Source organism: Komagataeibacter swingsii (genome assembly GCF_003207895.1).
Taxonomy (GTDB): domain Bacteria; phylum Pseudomonadota; class Alphaproteobacteria; order Acetobacterales; family Acetobacteraceae; genus Komagataeibacter; species Komagataeibacter swingsii.
Genome location: NZ_NKUB01000001.1, coordinates 24420 through 42824, shown reverse-complemented (window position 1 = coordinate 42824; position 18405 = coordinate 24420). Strand labels below are relative to the sequence as shown.

The 18405-nt window shown below is 62.1% G+C and carries 12 protein-coding genes and 1 pseudogene; 3 read left to right on the top strand and 10 right to left on the bottom strand.

The window, feature by feature from the left end:
* Window positions 1–120: 120 nt before the first annotated feature.
* Window positions 121–1392, top strand: a complete 1272-nt coding sequence (locus CFR76_RS00185; RefSeq protein ID WP_110555530.1) for a restriction endonuclease — start codon at window positions 121–123, stop codon at window positions 1390–1392.
* Window positions 1393–1413: 21 nt separating this feature from the next.
* On the opposite strand, the gene CFR76_RS00180 is transcribed toward CFR76_RS00185, so the two are convergent.
* A complete protein-coding gene (locus tag CFR76_RS00180) occupies window positions 1414–2310 on the bottom strand; it encodes a hypothetical protein (RefSeq protein WP_110555303.1) in 897 nt (298 codons plus the stop codon).
* Window positions 2311–2713: 403 nt separating this feature from the next.
* Here CFR76_RS00180 and CFR76_RS00175 point away from each other — a divergent pair, with 403 nt between their 5' ends.
* Window positions 2714–4165 carry an amino acid permease gene (locus CFR76_RS00175; RefSeq protein ID WP_110555302.1) on the top strand — a complete coding sequence of 484 codons (1452 nt, stop codon included), beginning with the start codon at window positions 2714–2716 and terminating at the stop codon, window positions 4163–4165.
* Between the two features lie 193 nt (window positions 4166–4358).
* Window positions 4359–5501: a hypothetical protein gene (locus tag CFR76_RS00170; RefSeq protein WP_110555301.1), complete on the top strand. Its 1143-nt coding sequence runs from the start codon at window positions 4359–4361 to the stop codon at window positions 5499–5501.
* Between the two features lie 144 nt (window positions 5502–5645).
* On the opposite strand, the gene CFR76_RS00165 is transcribed toward CFR76_RS00170, so the two are convergent.
* From CFR76_RS00165 to ppdK, 9 genes and pseudogenes are all read right to left on the bottom strand, one after another.
* Window positions 5646–6647 carry an asparaginase gene (locus CFR76_RS00165; RefSeq protein ID WP_110555300.1) on the bottom strand — a complete coding sequence of 334 codons (1002 nt, stop codon included), beginning with the start codon at window positions 6645–6647 and terminating at the stop codon, window positions 5646–5648.
* A 211-nt stretch (window positions 6648–6858) separates the two neighbouring features.
* Window positions 6859–8109 (bottom strand): acyl-CoA dehydrogenase family protein, encoded by a 1251-nt coding sequence (locus CFR76_RS00160; protein WP_110555529.1) that lies wholly within the window; start codon window positions 8107–8109, stop codon window positions 6859–6861.
* Window positions 8110–8178: 69 nt separating this feature from the next.
* Window positions 8179–9405 carry an MFS transporter gene (locus CFR76_RS00155; RefSeq protein WP_110555299.1) on the bottom strand — a complete coding sequence of 409 codons (1227 nt, stop codon included), beginning with the start codon at window positions 9403–9405 and terminating at the stop codon, window positions 8179–8181.
* A 232-nt stretch (window positions 9406–9637) separates the two neighbouring features.
* On the bottom strand, window positions 9638–10180 hold the full coding sequence (locus tag CFR76_RS00150; RefSeq protein WP_408884343.1) for a hypothetical protein: 543 nt from the start codon (window positions 10178–10180) through the stop codon (window positions 9638–9640).
* 165 nt (window positions 10181–10345) lie between these two features.
* Window positions 10346–10477 carry a hypothetical protein gene (locus CFR76_RS18635; RefSeq protein WP_010506875.1) on the bottom strand — a complete coding sequence of 44 codons (132 nt, stop codon included), beginning with the start codon at window positions 10475–10477 and terminating at the stop codon, window positions 10346–10348.
* A 471-nt stretch (window positions 10478–10948) separates the two neighbouring features.
* A complete protein-coding gene (locus CFR76_RS00145) occupies window positions 10949–12625 on the bottom strand; it encodes an alpha-keto acid decarboxylase family protein (RefSeq protein WP_167402022.1) in 1677 nt (558 codons plus the stop codon).
* A gap of 52 nt (window positions 12626–12677) precedes the next feature.
* On the bottom strand, window positions 12678–14018 hold the full coding sequence (locus CFR76_RS00140; protein ID WP_110555297.1) for a B12-binding domain-containing radical SAM protein: 1341 nt from the start codon (window positions 14016–14018) through the stop codon (window positions 12678–12680).
* Window positions 14019–14589: 571 nt separating this feature from the next.
* Window positions 14590–15465, bottom strand: a complete 876-nt coding sequence (locus tag CFR76_RS00135) for a pyruvate, water dikinase regulatory protein (RefSeq protein ID WP_110555296.1) — start codon at window positions 15463–15465, stop codon at window positions 14590–14592.
* Between the two features lie 72 nt (window positions 15466–15537).
* A pseudogene (ppdK, locus tag CFR76_RS00130) lies at window positions 15538–18214 on the bottom strand (pyruvate, phosphate dikinase).
* Between the last annotated feature and the right edge of the window lie 191 nt (window positions 18215–18405).

The following is an 18405-nucleotide window of genomic DNA, read 5'->3' as shown; positions in this document are numbered from 1 at the left end:
AGACTGTTTACAAAAAGGGATGTATTCTGCATATCGGCATCTGTACATTAACACATTCCAATTTGCTGATACCCTGGGTCTGTTCATTCCCGTTCCCAGACCGGAAGGATGACGAGCATCATGCGGATATGGGCCAGTGCCTGCCTGCTTCTGTGCCTGCCGGCAAGCGCGAGCGCCGCAGGCCTGTTCAGCGCCGTCCATCCCACGCTGGCGTGTGGGGACGATGCCATCCTGCGTGCCCTGTCCGACCAGGCCATCAGCACGCAGCAGTCACCCGCATGGCGCAAAACGCTGATCCGGCAGGGTGACTGCCATAATGTTACGCCTGATGTCCGCTGGGAAAAAATAGCCAACCGCAATGGCCTGCCCCTGATGCGGCGCGTGCCGCCGGTACCGGGCCTGCCACCGCTGTATTTCATGACGGGCGCCATCGCCCCGATCGGGTCCGTTCCGGCCACGGCGGCCACGGAACACCCGCTGTCCCGCCCCCCGGCTGTACAGCAGCCCGCCCCGCCCGCCGCCGATACACCCACCCCCACCGGCCCGCAGCATACCGAAGCGGACGACGCTCCGCCCGCCCCCCCGCCGGTAATCGTGCAGCAGGCGGAAACGCCGCGACCGACCGACATCTTTTTCATGACGCGCGGTTTCCAGAAACTGGGGTCGCTGATCCTGACCCTGATGCTGGTCTGCGGGGCGGGATGGGTCATGGTGCTGATCCTGCGCGCAGGCTGGCTCATGGCGCGGCGGCGCAAGGCCGTCAGGGCCTGCCTGGAACTGGCGCAGCGGCATTCCGCCATGCTGGGGCGGTGGTACCAGAATGCGCATGACACGCCGGTCACCTCCCCTTCCCACACTTCATGGGCGACGTACCTGGATCGCTTCACACGCAGTACCCTGCTGCCTACACTGACGCGGCATGGATATCATGCGCTGTGGCCCAGCATATGCAGGACCGTGCAGGGGCACATCACCACCATGGCCGCCAGCACGGCCATCAGGCCGCCTGCCGCCGCCGTTACACCCAGCACCTATCACCAGGACATGAACCAGGCGGAATACGCCGCCTTCTGTTCACAATGGATTGAAAAGGCGGGATGGGACACCCGCCCCCCCGTGGCCACGGGTCTGGGGTCCGTCATCCAGTGCAACCGCAACAACCTGAAAATGCTGGTGCATTGCTGGATGGACCGTAAGCCGGTGCATGAAGACGTGATCTGGCAGGGCATAAAGGAAAAGACCGACAGCAAGGCCAGCGTGGGCGCGATCGTATCCAACGCGCCCTATACGCAGGAGGCGCTGCTGCTGGGCAAGAAGCACCGCATTTTCCTGCTCCACCATGAAGATGTGTTCAAGTTCGTATCGGGCATAGAAGTGCCTGATGTCGCCTGAAGCGCCCCGGCACCGCCGTCCCTATTCCTTGCGCGCCTGACGGGCGGCGAGCGCGTTGAAGCACAGCGCCGCGCCCTGCGCCTGAACCGGGTTGCCATCCAGGAAACGGGTGTCGTCCTCACGCTTCTGTCCGGTCATGCGCTGACTGCAGTAATCGAACAGCGCACGGCTGTCGCGCACGCGCGCGCAGTTCAGCAACCCGACAAAACTGACATATCCCGCATGGTCACGCAGTCCCGTGACATAGGCCGCGCACTGTTTCAGGACAGGTGGGGCGATGCGGCGGGACATGATGGTGGCATAGGCCGCCTCCTCGCGCGTGGTGCAGGTGTTCACGCCCGCGCTGTCATGGTGAAGGGCGCAGTACTGCGCCACCGCCCCGTGCAGGTAGCCCCCTTCGGACGCACTATGCGCCCATTGCGCATCCGCCGCACGGCGGTAACTGAACACTGCCGCGGCACGATCGGGCGTAATGGCGCGAAACGGCACGGCACGCGATCCGCAATACAGGGTCATGCGATAGCTGTCCGCGTCATCCGGCTGGCTGGCAAAATCCAGATAGACCGGATTGAGCGGCGGCGGACAGAGCATCCGCCCCGACGGCAGGGTCGGGTTCTGTCCATAATCCACCCTGTATACAAGATGGCCATCGCCGCCCCGCTCCAGCGAGACTTCCAGAAGTTCACCATTCGTAAAATCGATCCCGTTTTCCGACAGCCGCAGTTCCCCTGTCGCGGCGGCGGTCTGGCCGTCCTGCGGGCGCAGCACGAAATATTGCGGGGCGTCGCGTGTCAGTTCGCTGCCTTCAAAACGCTCGTTATCGGCATGGGCGGGCGCTGTTGCCAAACCGGCAACCACAAGCCCCCCCATGATGACACCAAGGCATGACGCCCGCCGTGCAGAGTCCTTTTTAAGCATGTCGAAAGGCTTTCTTACTGGTCAACTATTGTGCATTTTATGCTTAAGATTTGGAAATAATGTTTAATTTTTAATCATGTCGCTTTTATTAAGGCATCAATGCTTGTCAGTCGTTATTCCGTCTGACAATGTTCATGACAGAACAACCAATTGATGCTGCATGATATTTCTTTCTGTTTCTGCCCCGCTCCATACATTGCCCCATGCGCCTGCCGTGTTTTCCCCGGTTGCGGCATTCCATAGGGGCATGGAAACAGGAACTGCTTATTTTTTATACAATTTTCCCGACGGGGACCATAAAGATGCCTGATGATTTCATGGCGCGTCCTTCCCTTTCCATCCCGGCGGGAACCCTCCCTTCCCATTTCCTCCCTCCCGCGCCGACCATGGCGGAGACCAGAGCATGAGCAAACCGGACCCCGCGCTGGAAGACAGCACCCCCATCCTGCCAGAGGATGATGATGGCTATCACAAGGGGCTGGGCGCGCGCCAGATCCAGATGATCGCCGTGGGCGGCGCGATCGGGACGGGCCTTTTCATGGGGGCCGGGTCGCGCCTGCAGGTGGCGGGTCCCTCGCTGGCGCTGGTCTATCTGGTCTGCGGGGTGTTTTCGTTCCTGATCATGCGCGCGCTGGGCGAACTGGTGATGCACCGCCCCACCTGCGGCAGCTTTGTATCCTATGCGCGGGAATTCATGGGGGAAAAGGCGGCCTTTGTCGCGGGCTGGCTATCCTTCATGAACTGGGCCATGACCGGGATCGTCGATATCACGGCCGTGGCGATGTACATGCATTTCTGGGGTACGTTCGCCGCCGTGCCGCAATGGGTGTTCGCCCTTATGGCGCTGTGCATCGTCACCACGCTGAACATGGTGGGCGTCCGGTGGTTCGGGGAGATCGAATTCTGGTTCTCCCTCATCAAGATCGTGGCGCTGTGCCTGTTCCTGATCATTGGCAGCGTCATCCTGGGCGTGCGCATGCCGGTGGATGGCCATGCGACGGGACTGCACCTGATTGCCGATAACGGCGGCATCTTCCCCCACGGCCTGATCGCCAGCCTGCTGCTGGTGCAGGGCGTGGTATTCGCCTATTCCGGCATTGAACTGATCGGGACGGCGGCGGGGGAATGCGCCGACGTGCGCACGGTCGTGCCACGCAGCATCAACAGTGTCATATGGCGTATCGGCCTGTTCTACGTGCTGTCGGTGGTGCTGCTGGTCTGCCTGCTGCCCTGGACGGCCTATCATGGCGGGACCAGTCCGTTCGTGACCTTTTTCCAGGCGCTGGGCGTACCCGGCGTCGATACGATCATGAACATCGTGGTGCTGACCGCGGCCCTGTCCAGTCTCAATTCCGGCCTGTATTCCACCGGGCGGGTACTGCGCGCCATGGCGCTGGGCGGGGCGGCCCCGCAATCCCTTGCCCACATGAATGCAAGCTCGGTGCCCGCCAACGGCATCCTGCTGACGGTCGCGGTCTATCTGGTGGGGGTCGGGCTGAACTATATCGTCCCGTCACAGGTGTTCGAGATCGTGCTGAACATGGCGGCGATCGGCATTATCAGTACATGGAGCTTTATCGTCGTAAGCCAGATGAAGCTGCGCCAGGCGGTCCGCAGCGGGCGTATCAGGTCGGCCGGGTTTGAAATGCCCGGCGCCCCCTTCACCGCATGGCTGACGCTTGGCTTTCTGGCCAGCGTCCTGGTGCTGATGCTATTTGACTACCCCAACGGCACCTGCACGCTGGCCACCATGCCGGCGGTCGCCATCATACTGATGCTGGGGTGGAAATACCTCAATCCCAACAGCAGCACCCCCGACAGCGCGGGCGAACAGCCGCGGCTCCCGACAACCTGAAAAGAAACTGGCGGGGGAACTGCCATTCCCCCGCCAGATCAACCGGCCTGCTGGCCAGGGAGCATGGCATTGATGTCCTGATACCCCCATACCCGCTGCCGCAGGGCATGTAGCAGGCACCCCGTACCCTGCCCCCAATACCAATAAGGCCCGGCACGCACTGCCATGCGTGAAGGGGCGTCCCGATCAGGAAATGGCTACAACCATGGTTTCCTTCATACCTGCCCGCGCCGCCAGACGGCGGGGCAGCGCATCCCTGCGCAATGCGATCGCATTACCCCATGATGCCGGTCGCCCTTGCGGGAGAGCATCATATATTTCGATATCGGAATCAATGTTATTTGTTGCGGTATCGATCGCATCGACATTTTCCGCCCTGCCCGTGGCCCATGCGGACGGCACGGGCAATGGCACGGAAGCCGGGTCACAGGGACTGCATGAAAATTACGACCAGTGGTACACCGGGTCACTGGTATCGCCATCGGGCGCCCTGACGAAAAAGGGCGTATTCGCATGGGAACCCTATTTCGCCTACAGCCAGCCCGTCGGCTATCTGGACAGCACGGGACAGGGCATGCCGCTGAAGGACAGGGCGCATAGCGTGTCGAACTTCACACTGTACAAATATTCCATCACAAGATCGGTCAGCCTACAGATGACGCCGGACATAAGCTATGGCTGGCGCAGGGGACACCATGGCGGCACGACCAGCGGGCTGAAAATGGGCGACCTGCCGGTTGACGTGATGTGGCGCTACCTTGACGCCGACCCGAAGCGCTACATCCCCGCCCTCAGCCTGTTCGTGGGGGTGGCGTTTCCATCGGGTGACTATACAAGGCTGGGCCGTGACGAAGATGGGGTGGGCAGCGGCACCTATACCTTCCGCCTGGCGCTGACGGAACAGTCCACCTACACCCTTCCCGGCCATCATGAACTGCGGCTGCGCATGTGGGGCACGTTCCGCCGCGCGCTGACGCAGGCGCATATCGCCGATGTCAGCAGCTATGGCACCTCGGCCGGGTTCCGGGGGCTAGCGCATCCGGGCATGTACGGGGAAAGCGGCTTCTCTGTGGAATATGGCGTCAACCAGAAATGGGTGATCGCCATGGACCTGGCCCGCGACTGGGCCAACGGGTCCGTGGTGCGGGGATACAACGCGCAGGGGAAAGACCAGAACATTCTGGGGCAGGCATCGGGTGACTGGGTCATTGCGCCCGCGATCGAATATAACTGGTCCCCGCGCTTTGGCGTCATTGCCGGTGTCACCGCGATGTTCGCGGGGCATAACACGGGGCAGGTCATTTCACCGCAGGTTGCCTTCAACAGCGTGTTCTGAAGGACTGTTTTAAAATAAGTCATTGATAGGAAATGATAAAAATTTCCTGATGCCGCCTTTTTGAAAAAAGGCGGCACCCAAAAACTTTTATTGTTTTTTATCAACGGGTTGTTTTCAAACAGTCTCTTAATCTGAAATCATCACTTACGGCATGTCGTACAACGCCTGCATGGCATCCCCGTCCGCCCCGGCCATCAGTGCAAGGGCCAGCAGGATGCGGGCCTGCCGGGGCCGCATGTGACCGGCGGCAAGGATACCGCGCTGGCACAATTCCTGCCGCCGGACCACGCCGCCACAATATCCGCTGCTGGCCTGCACCACCACGACACCACGGGCCACGGCTTCATCCAGCGCCACGTTTTCCGCAGGCGTGCACATGCCCGGCAGCATGCCCGCCGAGATGATGCCACGCGCCCCGGCAGCCACAAACGCCCGTATGCCCACGCCATCCGCGCCCGCATGGCTGTAGCTGATATCCACGCGCGGGATTTCGCCGCCGCTGCCATATCCCACCGGCCAGCCGACATGGCGGCGGTACCCGGCGGCGCGCCCGAAGAAAACCCGATTGGCCTCGATCATGCCAAGCGGCCCGAAATCGGGGGAACGAAAGGTTTCAAGCTGGTAGGTGGAAGCCTTGGTCACTTCCTGCGCCGCATGGATTTCGTTATTGGCCACCACCAGCACGCCGCGCCCCGCCGCATCGGGGCATGACGCCACCAGCAATGCGGCATACAGGTTGGCCGGGCCATCGGCGCTGATGGCGCTGGCGGGACGCTGCGCGCCCACGATCACCACGGGACAGGGCACATCCAGCACGAGGTCAAGGAAACAGGCCGCTTCCTCCAGCGAGGACGTGCCATGCGTGATGACAACACCACCCAGATCCGGCTGGTCCGCAATGGCCTGGGTGACCACGCTGGCCAGATCGAACCAGCGCGCCAGCGTCATCTGCACACTGTCGCAGCTTGAAAAGGGAATGTCGCGCACCACGAAGCGCGCCCGCACGGCCTGCGGCAGGGCGGCCAGCAGGTCGCTCCCCCCGATGCTTGCGCCAATTTCCGCGTAATCGACCGTATCACGCGGGTCCATGGACCGCCGGGCAATGGTGCCCCCGGTCGAGATGATGGCAATGACAGGTTGCTGCATCCGTCTTTTCCCCTGATCCATATCCTGCCCGCAATCAATCACGTAGACATGAGTGATCATTTTAAACTAACTTATTGATAAATAAACATAAAAATTTTTCTGGCACCGCTTTTTTCAAAAAGGCGGCGTTCTTTGAAGCTTTTTGGAAAAAAGCTTCACCAAAAACTTCTTTATAATCTGACAGGATATCTTAAGGGACGCGCGACCTGGATTACTGATAGGGACCCGGTTCCGGTTCCCACCCGGTCAGCAGGTGACGCCCAATTTCGGCATTTTTCCAGTCCACCGGGTCATGCAGCGACAGCGTGCGGGCATCGCGCCAGTAGCGGTCCAGCCCGTTCGCGCCATCCGTGCCCCGCGCGCCCGCCGCCGCAGGCGCGTCCGCCGTCGCCCGCAGGGCCGCGCGGGTTGCGACCGAACGGGCCGCACTGGCCGCCATGGCCACCACATTGCGCGATGCGTGCCCGCTTTCGTACTGTTCCAGCATGGTGCCCGCCTGCATCACGCTGCAATAGGCCGCAAACAGATCCGCCCCGATTTCCCCCAGCAGGCGGCGCACATAAGGGTCCTGATCCGCGCTGTCCACGCCCGCGGCCCCCCATGGCCGGGCATGGTCGGGCACGAAGGCACAGACCGCGCGCAGCGCCCCGATGCCGATGCCGGTCAGGATGGCGCTGAAACCGGCCTGAAAACGTAGTGAAACATGCCGGGGTAGCACCGCATCCGGGTCCAGCGCGTTCCACTGCTCCCCCACCCTGACATCCTCCAGCGTCACGGTACCGGAATCCGTCGCCCGCTGGCCCATGCGGTCCCAGTCATGGTGAAAGACAAGGCCGGGCGCATGGCGTGGCACAAGGTCCATGCGCACGCCCGCGCGAACCGATCCCAGCCGTTGCGCCCGCCCGGGATCAAAGGAAGACACCGCGACAAGGTCCGCCCCGGACGCGCCGGTGGCATAGATCTTGCGCCCCGACAGGACATGCGTGCCATCGGGACAGGGCCGCGCCAGCGTCTGCAGGAAACCATCAGCCGTGCGCCCGTTTTCGGCCACCGCCATGCCAAGGATGGCATGGTCATGCACGATGCGATGCGCCAGGCGCTGGCGCAGGTCGGGTGGAGAATAGGCGAATATCTCACGCACCAGATCATCATGCACCTTGTATATCTGGGCCACTGCCGGGTCGGCCACGGCAATGCGCAGCATGAGTTCCAGCGACAGGCCCTGCGCCATGCCCAGCCCGCCCCATGCACAGGGCACCGCCAGCGCAAGGATGCCCGTGGCCTTCAGCGCGGCGATGGCCTGATGGGGATAGCCCCCCGCGCGGTCATGGGCTGCGGCGGCGGGCGCGATTTCGCCATCCAGCACATGCTGCACCCGCAGCATCACCGCCCCCACCGGCCCGGAAACCTGTCGCACGGGGAACAGGTCACGCAGCAGTGGCGGCAGCGGATGATCCCGCATCGGTTCGGTCGTCATGCAACAGAGATAAGCATGACGGGACGGGGCATCAACCGCCCTGCCCCATCCGGGTCAGCCACCGGCCTGCCTGCGGGCGGCGGCGCGGATATCGCTCAGTGTCAGCAGCCAGATCACGAATCCGCCCATGGCCAGGCAACAGCCGACCCAGCCCACGGATTCCCAGCCCAGACCCGCGCTGATCGCCATGCCGCCCAGCATAGGGCCAATCGCGTTGGCCATGTTGAACGCGCTCTGGTTCATGGCCGCCGCCAGCGCCTGCGCATCGACCGCGACACTCAGCAGCCGTGACTGGATCACGGTGCCCAGTCCACCGCCACACCCGATCATGAACACGATCGGCATCATGCCCCATACGGAATACACCGAACCGGGAAAACCGGCCAGGGCGGCGGCGTTGACCAGCAGCGTGCCGCCAATGGTCGGCATCATCTTGCGATCCGCCGCCCATGCGCACGCCATGGTGCCCACCGTCATGCCCACGCCAAAGACCGCCAGCATGACCGGCGTCATGTAGGCCGGCGCATGGGTCACGTCCTGCAGGATGGAGGCAAGGTAGGTATAGACGCAGAAAATACCGCCGAACCCCACGACGCCAATGCCCAGCGTCAGCCACACCTGCCGGTTGCGCAGGGCGCGGATCTCGGTCATGGCGCTGGCATCGGGGCGCGGCGGGTCGGTCGGCACGAAACGCATGATCAGCAGCATGGTCAGCAGCGCCAGCACCGCGATCAGCACGAAAGCCCAGCGCCATCCCACCAGCATGCCCAGCCCGTTGGCCATCGGCACGCCACCAATGGTGGCGATGGTCAGCCCCAGCACGACCCTTGCCACCGCCTGCGTGCGCCGGTTGTCGGGAACCAGCGACGACGCGACAATACCCGCCGTGCCAAAATACGCGCCATGCGGCAGGCCACTTATGAACCGGCACAGCAGCAGGCACAGGTAATTGGGGGCCAGCGCGGTCAGGCCATTACCAATTACATACAGCACCATCATGCCGATCAGCAGGTATTTGCGGCTGTATCTGGCGCCAATCATGGCGATCAGCGGGGCGCCGACACAAACGCCGGCGGCATAGGCCTCGATCGCATGCCCCGCCTCCGGCACGGTGACGTGCATGCCGGCCGAAATCATGGGCACCAGGCTCATGGCCGCGAATTCGGCCGTGCCGATGGCAAAACCACCCAGCGCCAGAATGAAGAAGATCAGGCCGGGATGCCCCGCAGGCTGCACGGGCGCGCGAACGCTCCCACGCGCGATGGTGATTGTGTCAGTCATGCATGTGCTCTGGACAAAAATAAAAAAAGCGCACCTTCGCACGCTGTTACTTTTGACGCCGATACACCCATGCCGGGTTACCGACAAGCCCGCGCGGGCACTTTGCTGCACACATGCCCTGCCCCATAGCCATACAGGGCAAAAAACGTTTCTTCCGCCGTTTAAAGACATATTTCGCCAAAAAAGCGTGGGGGCACCGCATGCCTGTCCGCGGCAATCCGGGCCGCCCCGTTCAGCAGGCCTCCGCCTGTCGCCGGATATGGGCCAGCATACGCCGCCGGATCAGGCCGCTTACGGGCCGGATCATATACCAGTACGGCGCGAAACGACGCCGCAGGGCTGGCGTGGGACACGATACCCGTGTTTCGGTAACCAGCAGCGACGACCCTGTTACGCCAGGTTCGACCCTGAAGCCCATGACCAGCCTGCACACATCGCGGCGCTGGCACGCGGCAAAATCCGCGCGTGATGGGATATCGACCAGCCCATAATCCATCCGCCAGAACGCCCCGATCAGGCCCATGGCCATTTCCCGATCGCCCACACGGCCAAGGGGCGTGAAATCATCCAGATCCAGCATCCTGCGCTGTGACAGGCCCAGCAGCCGCGCAGGCTTTTCACGCAGGCCGATGGCAAAGCGGACCAGGGGATCGTCATGGGCGCGATAACGGCTGATGCAATCCAGAATGACCCGGCCCGTGGCGTGGATGACCACGGCGTGGCGTTCCCTGAAGGTAAAACGGGGCAGCAGGTCATCAAGCAGGGTCATCATCATGCCTTCATGCAAAAAAGGGGCGTTTCAGCCCCATTCTACAGGCACAAAAAAAGACGCCGAAGCGTCTGACCCGTCTTATTCCACCATGGCCTGCTGGCCGCCGGCCATTCCCACATTAACGTGGGAATTCCGGCTGCAGGGGTATCAGGACAGAAACCCCCAGGCTCAGGCAGCGCGATCGGACACGATGGTGGCAACCATCAGGGCAGCGATCATGGGCAGGAAAGCAACCATGGTCAGGGAAGACATGGCGTTCACGGAGTGGGCAATCATGGTGCTGACGTTTTCAATAAACATGTTTCAATTCCTTTGGTGTCGAGTTGGTAAGCCGGAAGGAACACCAGAACTGAAATACTCGCAATGGAAATCATACGCCTGCCAGTGGCGTTTTACCGATCATTACATGATGAGAATATTATAACTGTCCAATAAATACCCAATAGACGGCAAAGCGCCGGCTATCTATTCCAGACGGGACAGAGGGGATGCAAAAAAAAATGGCAAACCCTTCCGTGGGCTTGCCATTCGCAGCGCAAGGCAGATCAAAATATATGCAAATGCACAAATTTTAATCATACAACTTCACGATTTCGTGAGGTCAATTGGGCCTTTTTTGCCTGCTACCGGACCGGATGGGAGGCATTTGGACCCCGCCTTAAAGCGGCACTGAAAAAACAGTCGTATTTTCAATAACCTGCCTTAACCCTCCCGTCCAGCCTAAAAACAGGTCATTCCTGATCAATCGAAAAATGACCTGCCCGCTGTCGATCAGGATAATGCGGGGGTTTCGATTCCATAATCGTACCGCCGCACCGCCCGCCCCATCACATCCAGCCCGGCCGGGGCATCCAGGGGGGTAAATCCAACCTCGATAAAGGCCAGCCCTTCATGCCGCGCCGCCTGTGCCAGCGCGGTATCCAGTCCGGCCAGGTCCCCCGCCTTCAGCGACAGTATGGCTGCCGCATCGCCCCCCATCGCCGCGGGCAGGGCCGCATAGTCCCAGTTGGCGATATCGTTATAGGCAGCCTGCGGGCCAAGGATCATCCGTTCGATGGTATAACCGCCGTTATTGACCAGAAAGATCGTGATATTGCACTGGTGCCGCAGCAGGGTGGACAGTTCCTGCGCCGTCACCTGAAACGACCCGTCACCAATGAACAGCACATGCCGCCGGTCCGGCATGGCAAGGCAGGCCCCAAGGCTTGCCGGCAGCGAATAGCCGATCGCGGCCCAGACCGGCTGGACCAGCAGGCTGCACCCGGCGGGCAGGCGGGCATGCAGCATGGCCACCATGGATGACCCGTTATCAGCCCCCACGATGTCACCCGGTTGCAGGAAGGCTTCGACCCGCTGCCAGAATACCGCCTGCCCCCATGGCCGTGCATCGGGCGACGCCGGTGCGCCGTGATCGGGCGATGCGGGCAGCGCCGGACATGCGGGCGGCATGCCCTCCATTTTTTGCGCCACTTCATCAAGCAGATCGGCGGCGGTAAGGCCCTGCATGTTTCTGCCATCACAGGTCAGGCTGAACGGCTGCACGTCAATCAGTGCGCCGGGTTGCAGTTCCTGCGAGAAATAGCCCGACGTGGAATCGACAAACCTGACACCCAGGCCGATCACGCAATCGGCATTCTTCACATAATCCGCCACACCGGAGGCGGAAGCCTGCCCCCCGTACGCCCCCAGCCACAATGCCCCGGATTCCGGCAGCAGCGTGCGCGCGGTGGACAGGGCGGCATAGGGAATGCCGTGCTGCGTGCATAACCGCAGCACAAGGTCGTGCAATCCGTACTGGCGCACCATGGCGTCCACCAGCACCACGGGCTGGCGTGCCTGTGCAATGCGCTGCACCACCCACCCGGCTGCCTGCGCCAGCAGGGCGGGATCCGATTTCACAACCGCCGGGGACAATGGCGGCACGTCAACATCCACATAGCAGATGTCGGAGGGGAACTGGATGTAGACCGGGCGCTTCAGCGTGTGCACCGCGTGCAGTACGCGATCGGTCTCCGCCACGGCGGTCGCGGGCTGCAGGCGGGCGCTGGCCACCGTAAACTGCCGGTAGCAGGCCATGACATTGTCATAGTCGCCATCGGCCAGGGTATGATGCACCAGGGCGCGCGACCCAATGGCATGCATGGGCGGCATGCCCGAAATCACCACCACCGGCACGCCTTCGGCACAGGCCCCCGCCACGGCTGACAGCGCGGCCAGGTCGCCCACGCCATAGGTCACCAGCACGGCCCCGATACCCGTCATCCGCGCGTCGCCATCGGCCGCATAGGCGGCATTGAGTTCATTGCAGGTGCCGATGAACGCGATTCCCGGCGTGCGTTCGACCAGTTCAAGGAATTCGAGGTTGTAATCACCCGGAACACCGTAAATGCGCGAAACACCGAGTTGCCGGAGCCGGTCCAGCAGCATACTTCCGATTGATCCGCGCATGCCGTCACTTCCCTAACCTGCTGCCTCCCGGCCTGAATTGGCCGGGCGGGATTCAATAGATATCAAAATCATTGTTTCCCGTGGATGAAAAGGCCATGCGGCGTTCGGTCAGGTTCAGGATCCATGATGACATGTCCGAACGCGTGCGGGGAAACGGCAGGCGATGCACCATGGAACGCATGCTGTAGAATTTGCGGTACATGGTCTGGATGCGCTGTTCCATCTGGCCGGGCGTGCAGTTCTTGGGCCAGATATGGCAGACCTGCCCGGGCCAGCGGTCGATGTCCTCGGGGTCGATAATGCGGCCGGCCTTTTTCATGCGTTCAAACAGGGCCGTTCCCTTGGTCGGGGTCAGGATGTTGAAATAGGCCGCAGGCACCTTGTGCGCCTCAAGGAAGGACAGGGTCGCGTCATAGACATCGGGGTGTTCATCATCATAACCGAAGATGAAGTTGAGCGAATAGCTGATGTCACGCCTGCGCAGGTTGTCGAACATCTCGCCATAGCGGCTGGCCTTGTTCCAGCCCTTCTTCATGCCCTGCAGCATTTCCTCGTCAATGCTTTCGATGCCGATATTCACGTGCATGACGCCGCTGCGCTGGGCCAGGTCAAGGAAATCGGTATCAAGGCACAGGTTGGATGACCACAGCGTGGACCAGCGGATCTTCAGCGGCACCAGCCCTTCCATCAGTTCCATCGCGCGGCTTTTCTTGCCGCCGAAATTACTTTCCCCGAAGAAGAAGTGGCTGCCCTTGTTCTTGATCCGCTCCAGTTCGGCCACCATCTGGTCCACCGGCCGCCAGCGATAGCGCCCGCCAAGGTAGAAACGCTCGGAACAGAAATCACACACGAACGGGCACCCGCGCGAGGACTGCACCGCGAATGTGCGGAAGGGACCGAATTTCTTCAGGTCCAGCAGGTCGTAGCGCGGCGCGGGCAGGTCGTTGAGTTCCTTCAGGGGCGCTGCGCGGTAAATCTTCTGCAGCCGGTCGGCGGCCGCGTCCTCCAGCATGGTCTTCCAGATCGGCTCGGCTTCGCCCACGCCCACGGCGTCGCAATGTTCGGCGGCTTCGTCAGCATAAAAGAAGGCGTGCGGCCCCCCCATGATGACCTTCACCCCACGGCGGCGGAATTCGGCCGCGATGTCGTAGGCGCGCGGAGAATGCAGCGTCCAGGCCGACAGGGCGACCACATCCACCGGCACGTCGAAGTCGATGTCCTCAAGCTGTTCATCAAGCAGGGTGACGGTCCATTCCCGTGGCGTCAGCGCCGCAAGGTATGGCAGGGCAAGCGGTACCATCTGCCGGCGCCTGGTCTTGAAAATGGTCCGGTCGGTCTTGGACCGGTAATGCGACGGCTGGATAATCAGCAGCTTGAGATCTGTCTTGGACATGCTTCAGCTCTATGGACCCGAATGTGGTAAGGAATATCCTGATAAATAACTCTTTCCCATATCGTACGTTTTTTGTCCCACATGTCCACTGCACGAAATAAACAGCACTTGTTCATTCATCTTTGTATAGAACCCATACATTTCACCTATCGAAAAATTGCATGATTATTTATTGCATTTTTATTATTATTACTTTTTTATTATTTATATAATTTCTGATTATTATTTCTCTCACCACTTGAACTCAAATATTGCACATATCTGATTAAAGCCTGCTGCATATCTGCGTTTCAGGCCAGCGCACGCGCACCACCCGCGATGGCCTGCCACCGCGTGCCAGAATGGCCTCTCCCCCAATGCGAAAACACGCAACAGCGCACGACAGCGCTGGCGCGCCTCCGGCCGGGGGCGTGGTACACAATGCTTTTTATGGTGAAAACACCCCATGGACCGGCAGCACGCCGGCATGGCCCGCTTCAGCCTGCCATGCCACGGCCCATGGCATCCGGCAGGCTGCGTTGCAGTGCCCTTGCCATGCGCGATGGCGCTCTTACGCCGTGGCGCGCGGGGATTATGGTCCCGGCCAGTCCAGATCCCGCACGGTGCCCGTGACGCCATCATGCTCCAGCATGTCGATAATGGCGGCGGCCGTTTCCTCGACCGAGCGATGGGTCACGTTTATGACCGGCCATTTATATCGTGCGCACAGACGCCGCGCCCATTGCAGTTCTTCCTGCACGCTCTGCGGGTCAATATAGGGTTTTACCGAAGATTCGGACATGCCGGGGGTTGCGATCGAACGGCCGGGCAGCATCATACCCACGCGCGACCGCCGGATTTCCAGCAATGTATAAGGGTCGATCGTCAACCCCACCACAAGACCGGGAAAGTCGCGCAGCCCTGCGGGCAGCGGGGCATGGGGCACCAGCGGGATATTGGCGGCCCGGATCCCGCGATTGGCCAGATAGAAACAGGTCGGCGTCTTGGACGTGCGCGAGACCCCCACCAGAACCACGTCCGCCTTGGTCAGGTCGGCCGTCTTCTGCCCGTCATCATGGGAGATGACGTACTGCATCGCATCGATACGCCGGCGGTAGGTATCATCCATCACATACTGGCCGCCGGGATGGCGTTCGGCCACGATCCCGGTCTGCTGTTCCAGGAAATGGATGGTGCCTTCAAGGATGTTCTTGACCTGCACCCCCATGCGCGCACACCCCATGCGCAGCATGTCCTGCAGGTCCGGCGAGGTTAGCGAGGACAGCACCGGCCCCGGTTCATCCCCGATCCCGGCCAGCACGCGCGAGACCTGTACGCGCGTGCGGATCAGGTTCCAGTTACGGGGCGAAAACGCCGCCCCCTGAAACTGGGCGCTGCAGGCGCGCATGACCGCCTCCAGCGCCTGTCCTGTCGCTTCGGAGACAAGATGCAGGATAACTTCGCCCATGGCCCTGCCTGACAGGACGCCCCACGCCGGGTGGGGCGTCCCTGGTGGTTATGTTGCGTGGACCGGCCGGCCTCAGGCGGCCTGCCCGGCCTTCTGCCGTGTGGCCAGCGCCGCCTGTGCGGCGGCAAGGCGGGCCACCGGCACGCGGAAGGGCGAGCACGAGACGTAATCCAGCCCGACTTCATCAAAGAAGGCGATGGAATCCGGGTCGCCGCCATGTTCACCGCAGATGCCCAGCTTCAGGTCCGGGCTGGTCTGCCGCCCACGTTCCACACCCAGGCGGACCAGCGCGCCCACGCCATCGCGGTCAATGGACACGAACGGGTCGCGTGGCAGCAGGCCGTGATCGACATAGTACGGCAGGAACGAACCCGCATCATCACGCGACAGGCCGAAGGTCGTCTGCGTCAGGTCATTCGTCCCGAACGAGAAGAAATCGGCATATTCCGCGATCCTGTCCGCCTGCAGCGCCGCGCGGGGCAGTTCGATCATGGTGCCGATGTAGTAATTGAGGTTCGTGCCCTCTTCCTTCAGCACGCGCGCGATCTCGTCTTCGGCGGCACGGCGGGTGGTGGCCAGTTCCGCCTGCGTCGCCACCAGCGGGATCATGATTTCAGGACGGATGGGCTTGCCCAGTTCCTTTTCCACCATAACCGCCGCCTGGATCAGCGCGCGCACCTGCATGGCATAGATTTCCGGGCTGGTCAGCCCAAGGCGGCAGCCACGGTGGCCCAGCATCGGGTTGGTTTCAGCCAGTGCGGCGCAACGCGCGCGCACCTCGTCCACGGTTTTGCCCAGCGCGCTCGCGACCTCGGCCATCTCGGCTTCGGCATGCGGCAGGAATTCATGCAGCGGCGGGTCCAGCAGGCGCACCGTCACCGGCAGGCCCGCCATGATGCGGAACAGGCTGGCGAAATCATCGCGCTGGAACGGCAGCAGGGCGGCAATGGCCTTCTGGCGCACGGCTTCGTCATCGGCGATGATCATCTGGCGCACGAAACCGATGCGGTCGGGGCCGAAGAACATGTGTTCCGTACGGGCAAGACCGATCCCTTCCGCGCCAAAACGGCGTGCGGTGCGCGCGTCGTCCGGCGTTTCGGCATTGGCCCGCACGCCAAGGCGGCGCACCGCATCAGCCCAGCCCATCAGCGTGTTGAAATCATCCGACAGCGTGGGTTCGATGGTCGGCACGCGGCCAAGGTAGACCGCCCCCGTCCCGCCATCGAGCGTGATCCATTCCCCCTGCGCCACGGTGTGCGACCCGACCGTCATGGTGCCCGCCGCGTAATCGACATGGATGCTGCCCGCACCCGCCACGCACACGCGGCCCATGCCCCGCGCCACGACGGCAGCGTGCGATGTCATGCCGCCACGGGTGGTCAGCACGCCACGGGCGGCGTGCATGCCATGCACGTCCTCCGGCGAAGTCTCGATCCGGACAAGGATCACATCCTCGCCCTTCGCCGCGCGGGCTTCGCATTCCTCCGCCGTGAACACGACGGCGCCGGCAGCGGCACCGGGCGAGGCCGGAAGGCCGCGGGTCAGCTGCACGCGTTCGGCCTTGGGGTCGAGCGTGGGGTGAAGCAACTGGTCAAGGGACGCGGCGGGGACGCGCTGGATGGCGTCTTCCTGCGTGATCAGCCCTTCGCGCGCCATGTCGATGGCGATCTTGAGTGCGGCCGCGGCCGTGCGCTTGCCGTTGCGGGTCTGGAGAATGTACAGGACGTTGCGCTGGACGGTGAATTCGATGTCCTGCATGTCCTTGTAATGGGTTTCCAGCACGGAGCGCACGCGCAGCAGTTCGGCATAGGCTTCGGGCAGCGTGGTTTCCATCGGGTGCTGGCCGGCCTCGGCGCGGGCGCAGGCCATGGGCTGCGGGGTGCGGATGCCCGCCACCACGTCCTCGCCCTGCGCGTTGATCAGGTATTCACCGTAGAAAATGTTTTCGCCCGTGGACGGGTCGCGCGTGAAGCATACGCCGGTGGCGCAATCATCGCCCATGTTGCCAAACACCATGGACTGCACGTTGACCGCCGTGCCCCACGAGGCCGGGATTTCATGCAGCTTGCGGTACGTATTGGCGCGCGGGTTCATCCATGAGCCGAATACCGCGCCAATGGCGCCCCATAGCTGGTCATGCGGGTTGGTGGGGAATTCGCTCCCGGCATGGGTGGTGATGATGTGGCGGTAATCCACCACGATGGCGCGCCACTGGTCAGCCGTGATCGCCGTATCGTCTTCCACGCGGTTCGCGCGCTTGAACTGTTCCAGCACGTCCTCGAAATGGTGGTGCGGCACGCCCATCACGACCGAGCCGTACATCTGGATGAAACGGCGGTAGCTGTCCCATGCGAACCGCGCGTCACCGGACGAGCGGGCAAGCCCTTCCACCGTTTCATCATTCAGGCCCAGGTTCAGCACCGTATCCATCATGCCCGGCATGGACACCCGCGCGCCCGACCGGACCGAGACCAGCAGCGGCGCATCCGCATCGCCAAAGCGCAGGCCCATCGACTGCTCGACCCGCTTCAGCGGCCTCGGCCACCTGCGCCTGCAGGTCCGCGGGGTACTTCCGGCCGTTTTCATAAAAGGCCGAACAGACTTCTGTTGTAATGGTAAAGCCCGGAGGCACAGGCAGGCCGTTTGCCGCCATTTCCGCCAGGTTGGCACCCTTGCCGCCCAGAAGGTTGCGCATGTCCGCGCGTCCCTCGTTCAGGCCATCTCCGAAGCTGTATACCCATTTGGTCATGTCTGTTCGTTCCTACGCGCGTCCGACTGTCAGAAATGACGCCTGATCCGGAACAGGGTAAAAAACAGGCGACCGCGCTATTAGTATTGTTTGTTGTTGGCAGGTCCGGGCATTGAAAATAACCGCCATGGGCAACTGCGGGCAATCACTATTTTAGCGACCCGCGCCCTTCATGCCGATGGCAACGAAAG

Coding starts and splice junctions, on each gene's coding strand:
- CFR76_RS00150 (WP_408884343.1), bottom strand. CDS start 10,180: ATGATGATGACCCTGCTTGATGACCTGCTGCCCCGTTTTACCTTCAGG.
- CFR76_RS00165 (WP_110555300.1), bottom strand. CDS start 6,647: ATGCAGCAACCTGTCATTGCCATCATCTCGACCGGGGGCACCATTGCC.
- CFR76_RS00135 (WP_110555296.1), bottom strand. CDS start 15,465: ATGGGCGAAGTTATCCTGCATCTTGTCTCCGAAGCGACAGGACAGGCG.
- CFR76_RS00140 (WP_110555297.1), bottom strand. CDS start 14,018: ATGTCCAAGACAGATCTCAAGCTGCTGATTATCCAGCCGTCGCATTAC.
- CFR76_RS00185 (WP_110555530.1), top strand. CDS start 121: ATGCGGATATGGGCCAGTGCCTGCCTGCTTCTGTGCCTGCCGGCAAGC.
- CFR76_RS18635 (WP_010506875.1), bottom strand. CDS start 10,477: ATGTTTATTGAAAACGTCAGCACCATGATTGCCCACTCCGTGAACGCC.
- CFR76_RS00180 (WP_110555303.1), bottom strand. CDS start 2,310: ATGCTTAAAAAGGACTCTGCACGGCGGGCGTCATGCCTTGGTGTCATC.
- CFR76_RS00145 (WP_167402022.1), bottom strand. CDS start 12,625: ATGCGCGGATCAATCGGAAGTATGCTGCTGGACCGGCTCCGGCAACTC.
- CFR76_RS00155 (WP_110555299.1), bottom strand. CDS start 9,405: ATGACTGACACAATCACCATCGCGCGTGGGAGCGTTCGCGCGCCCGTG.
- CFR76_RS00160 (WP_110555529.1), bottom strand. CDS start 8,109: ATGCGGGATCATCCGCTGCCGCCACTGCTGCGTGACCTGTTCCCCGTG.
- CFR76_RS00175 (WP_110555302.1), top strand. CDS start 2,714: ATGAGCAAACCGGACCCCGCGCTGGAAGACAGCACCCCCATCCTGCCA.
- CFR76_RS00170 (WP_110555301.1), top strand. CDS start 4,359: ATGGCTACAACCATGGTTTCCTTCATACCTGCCCGCGCCGCCAGACGG.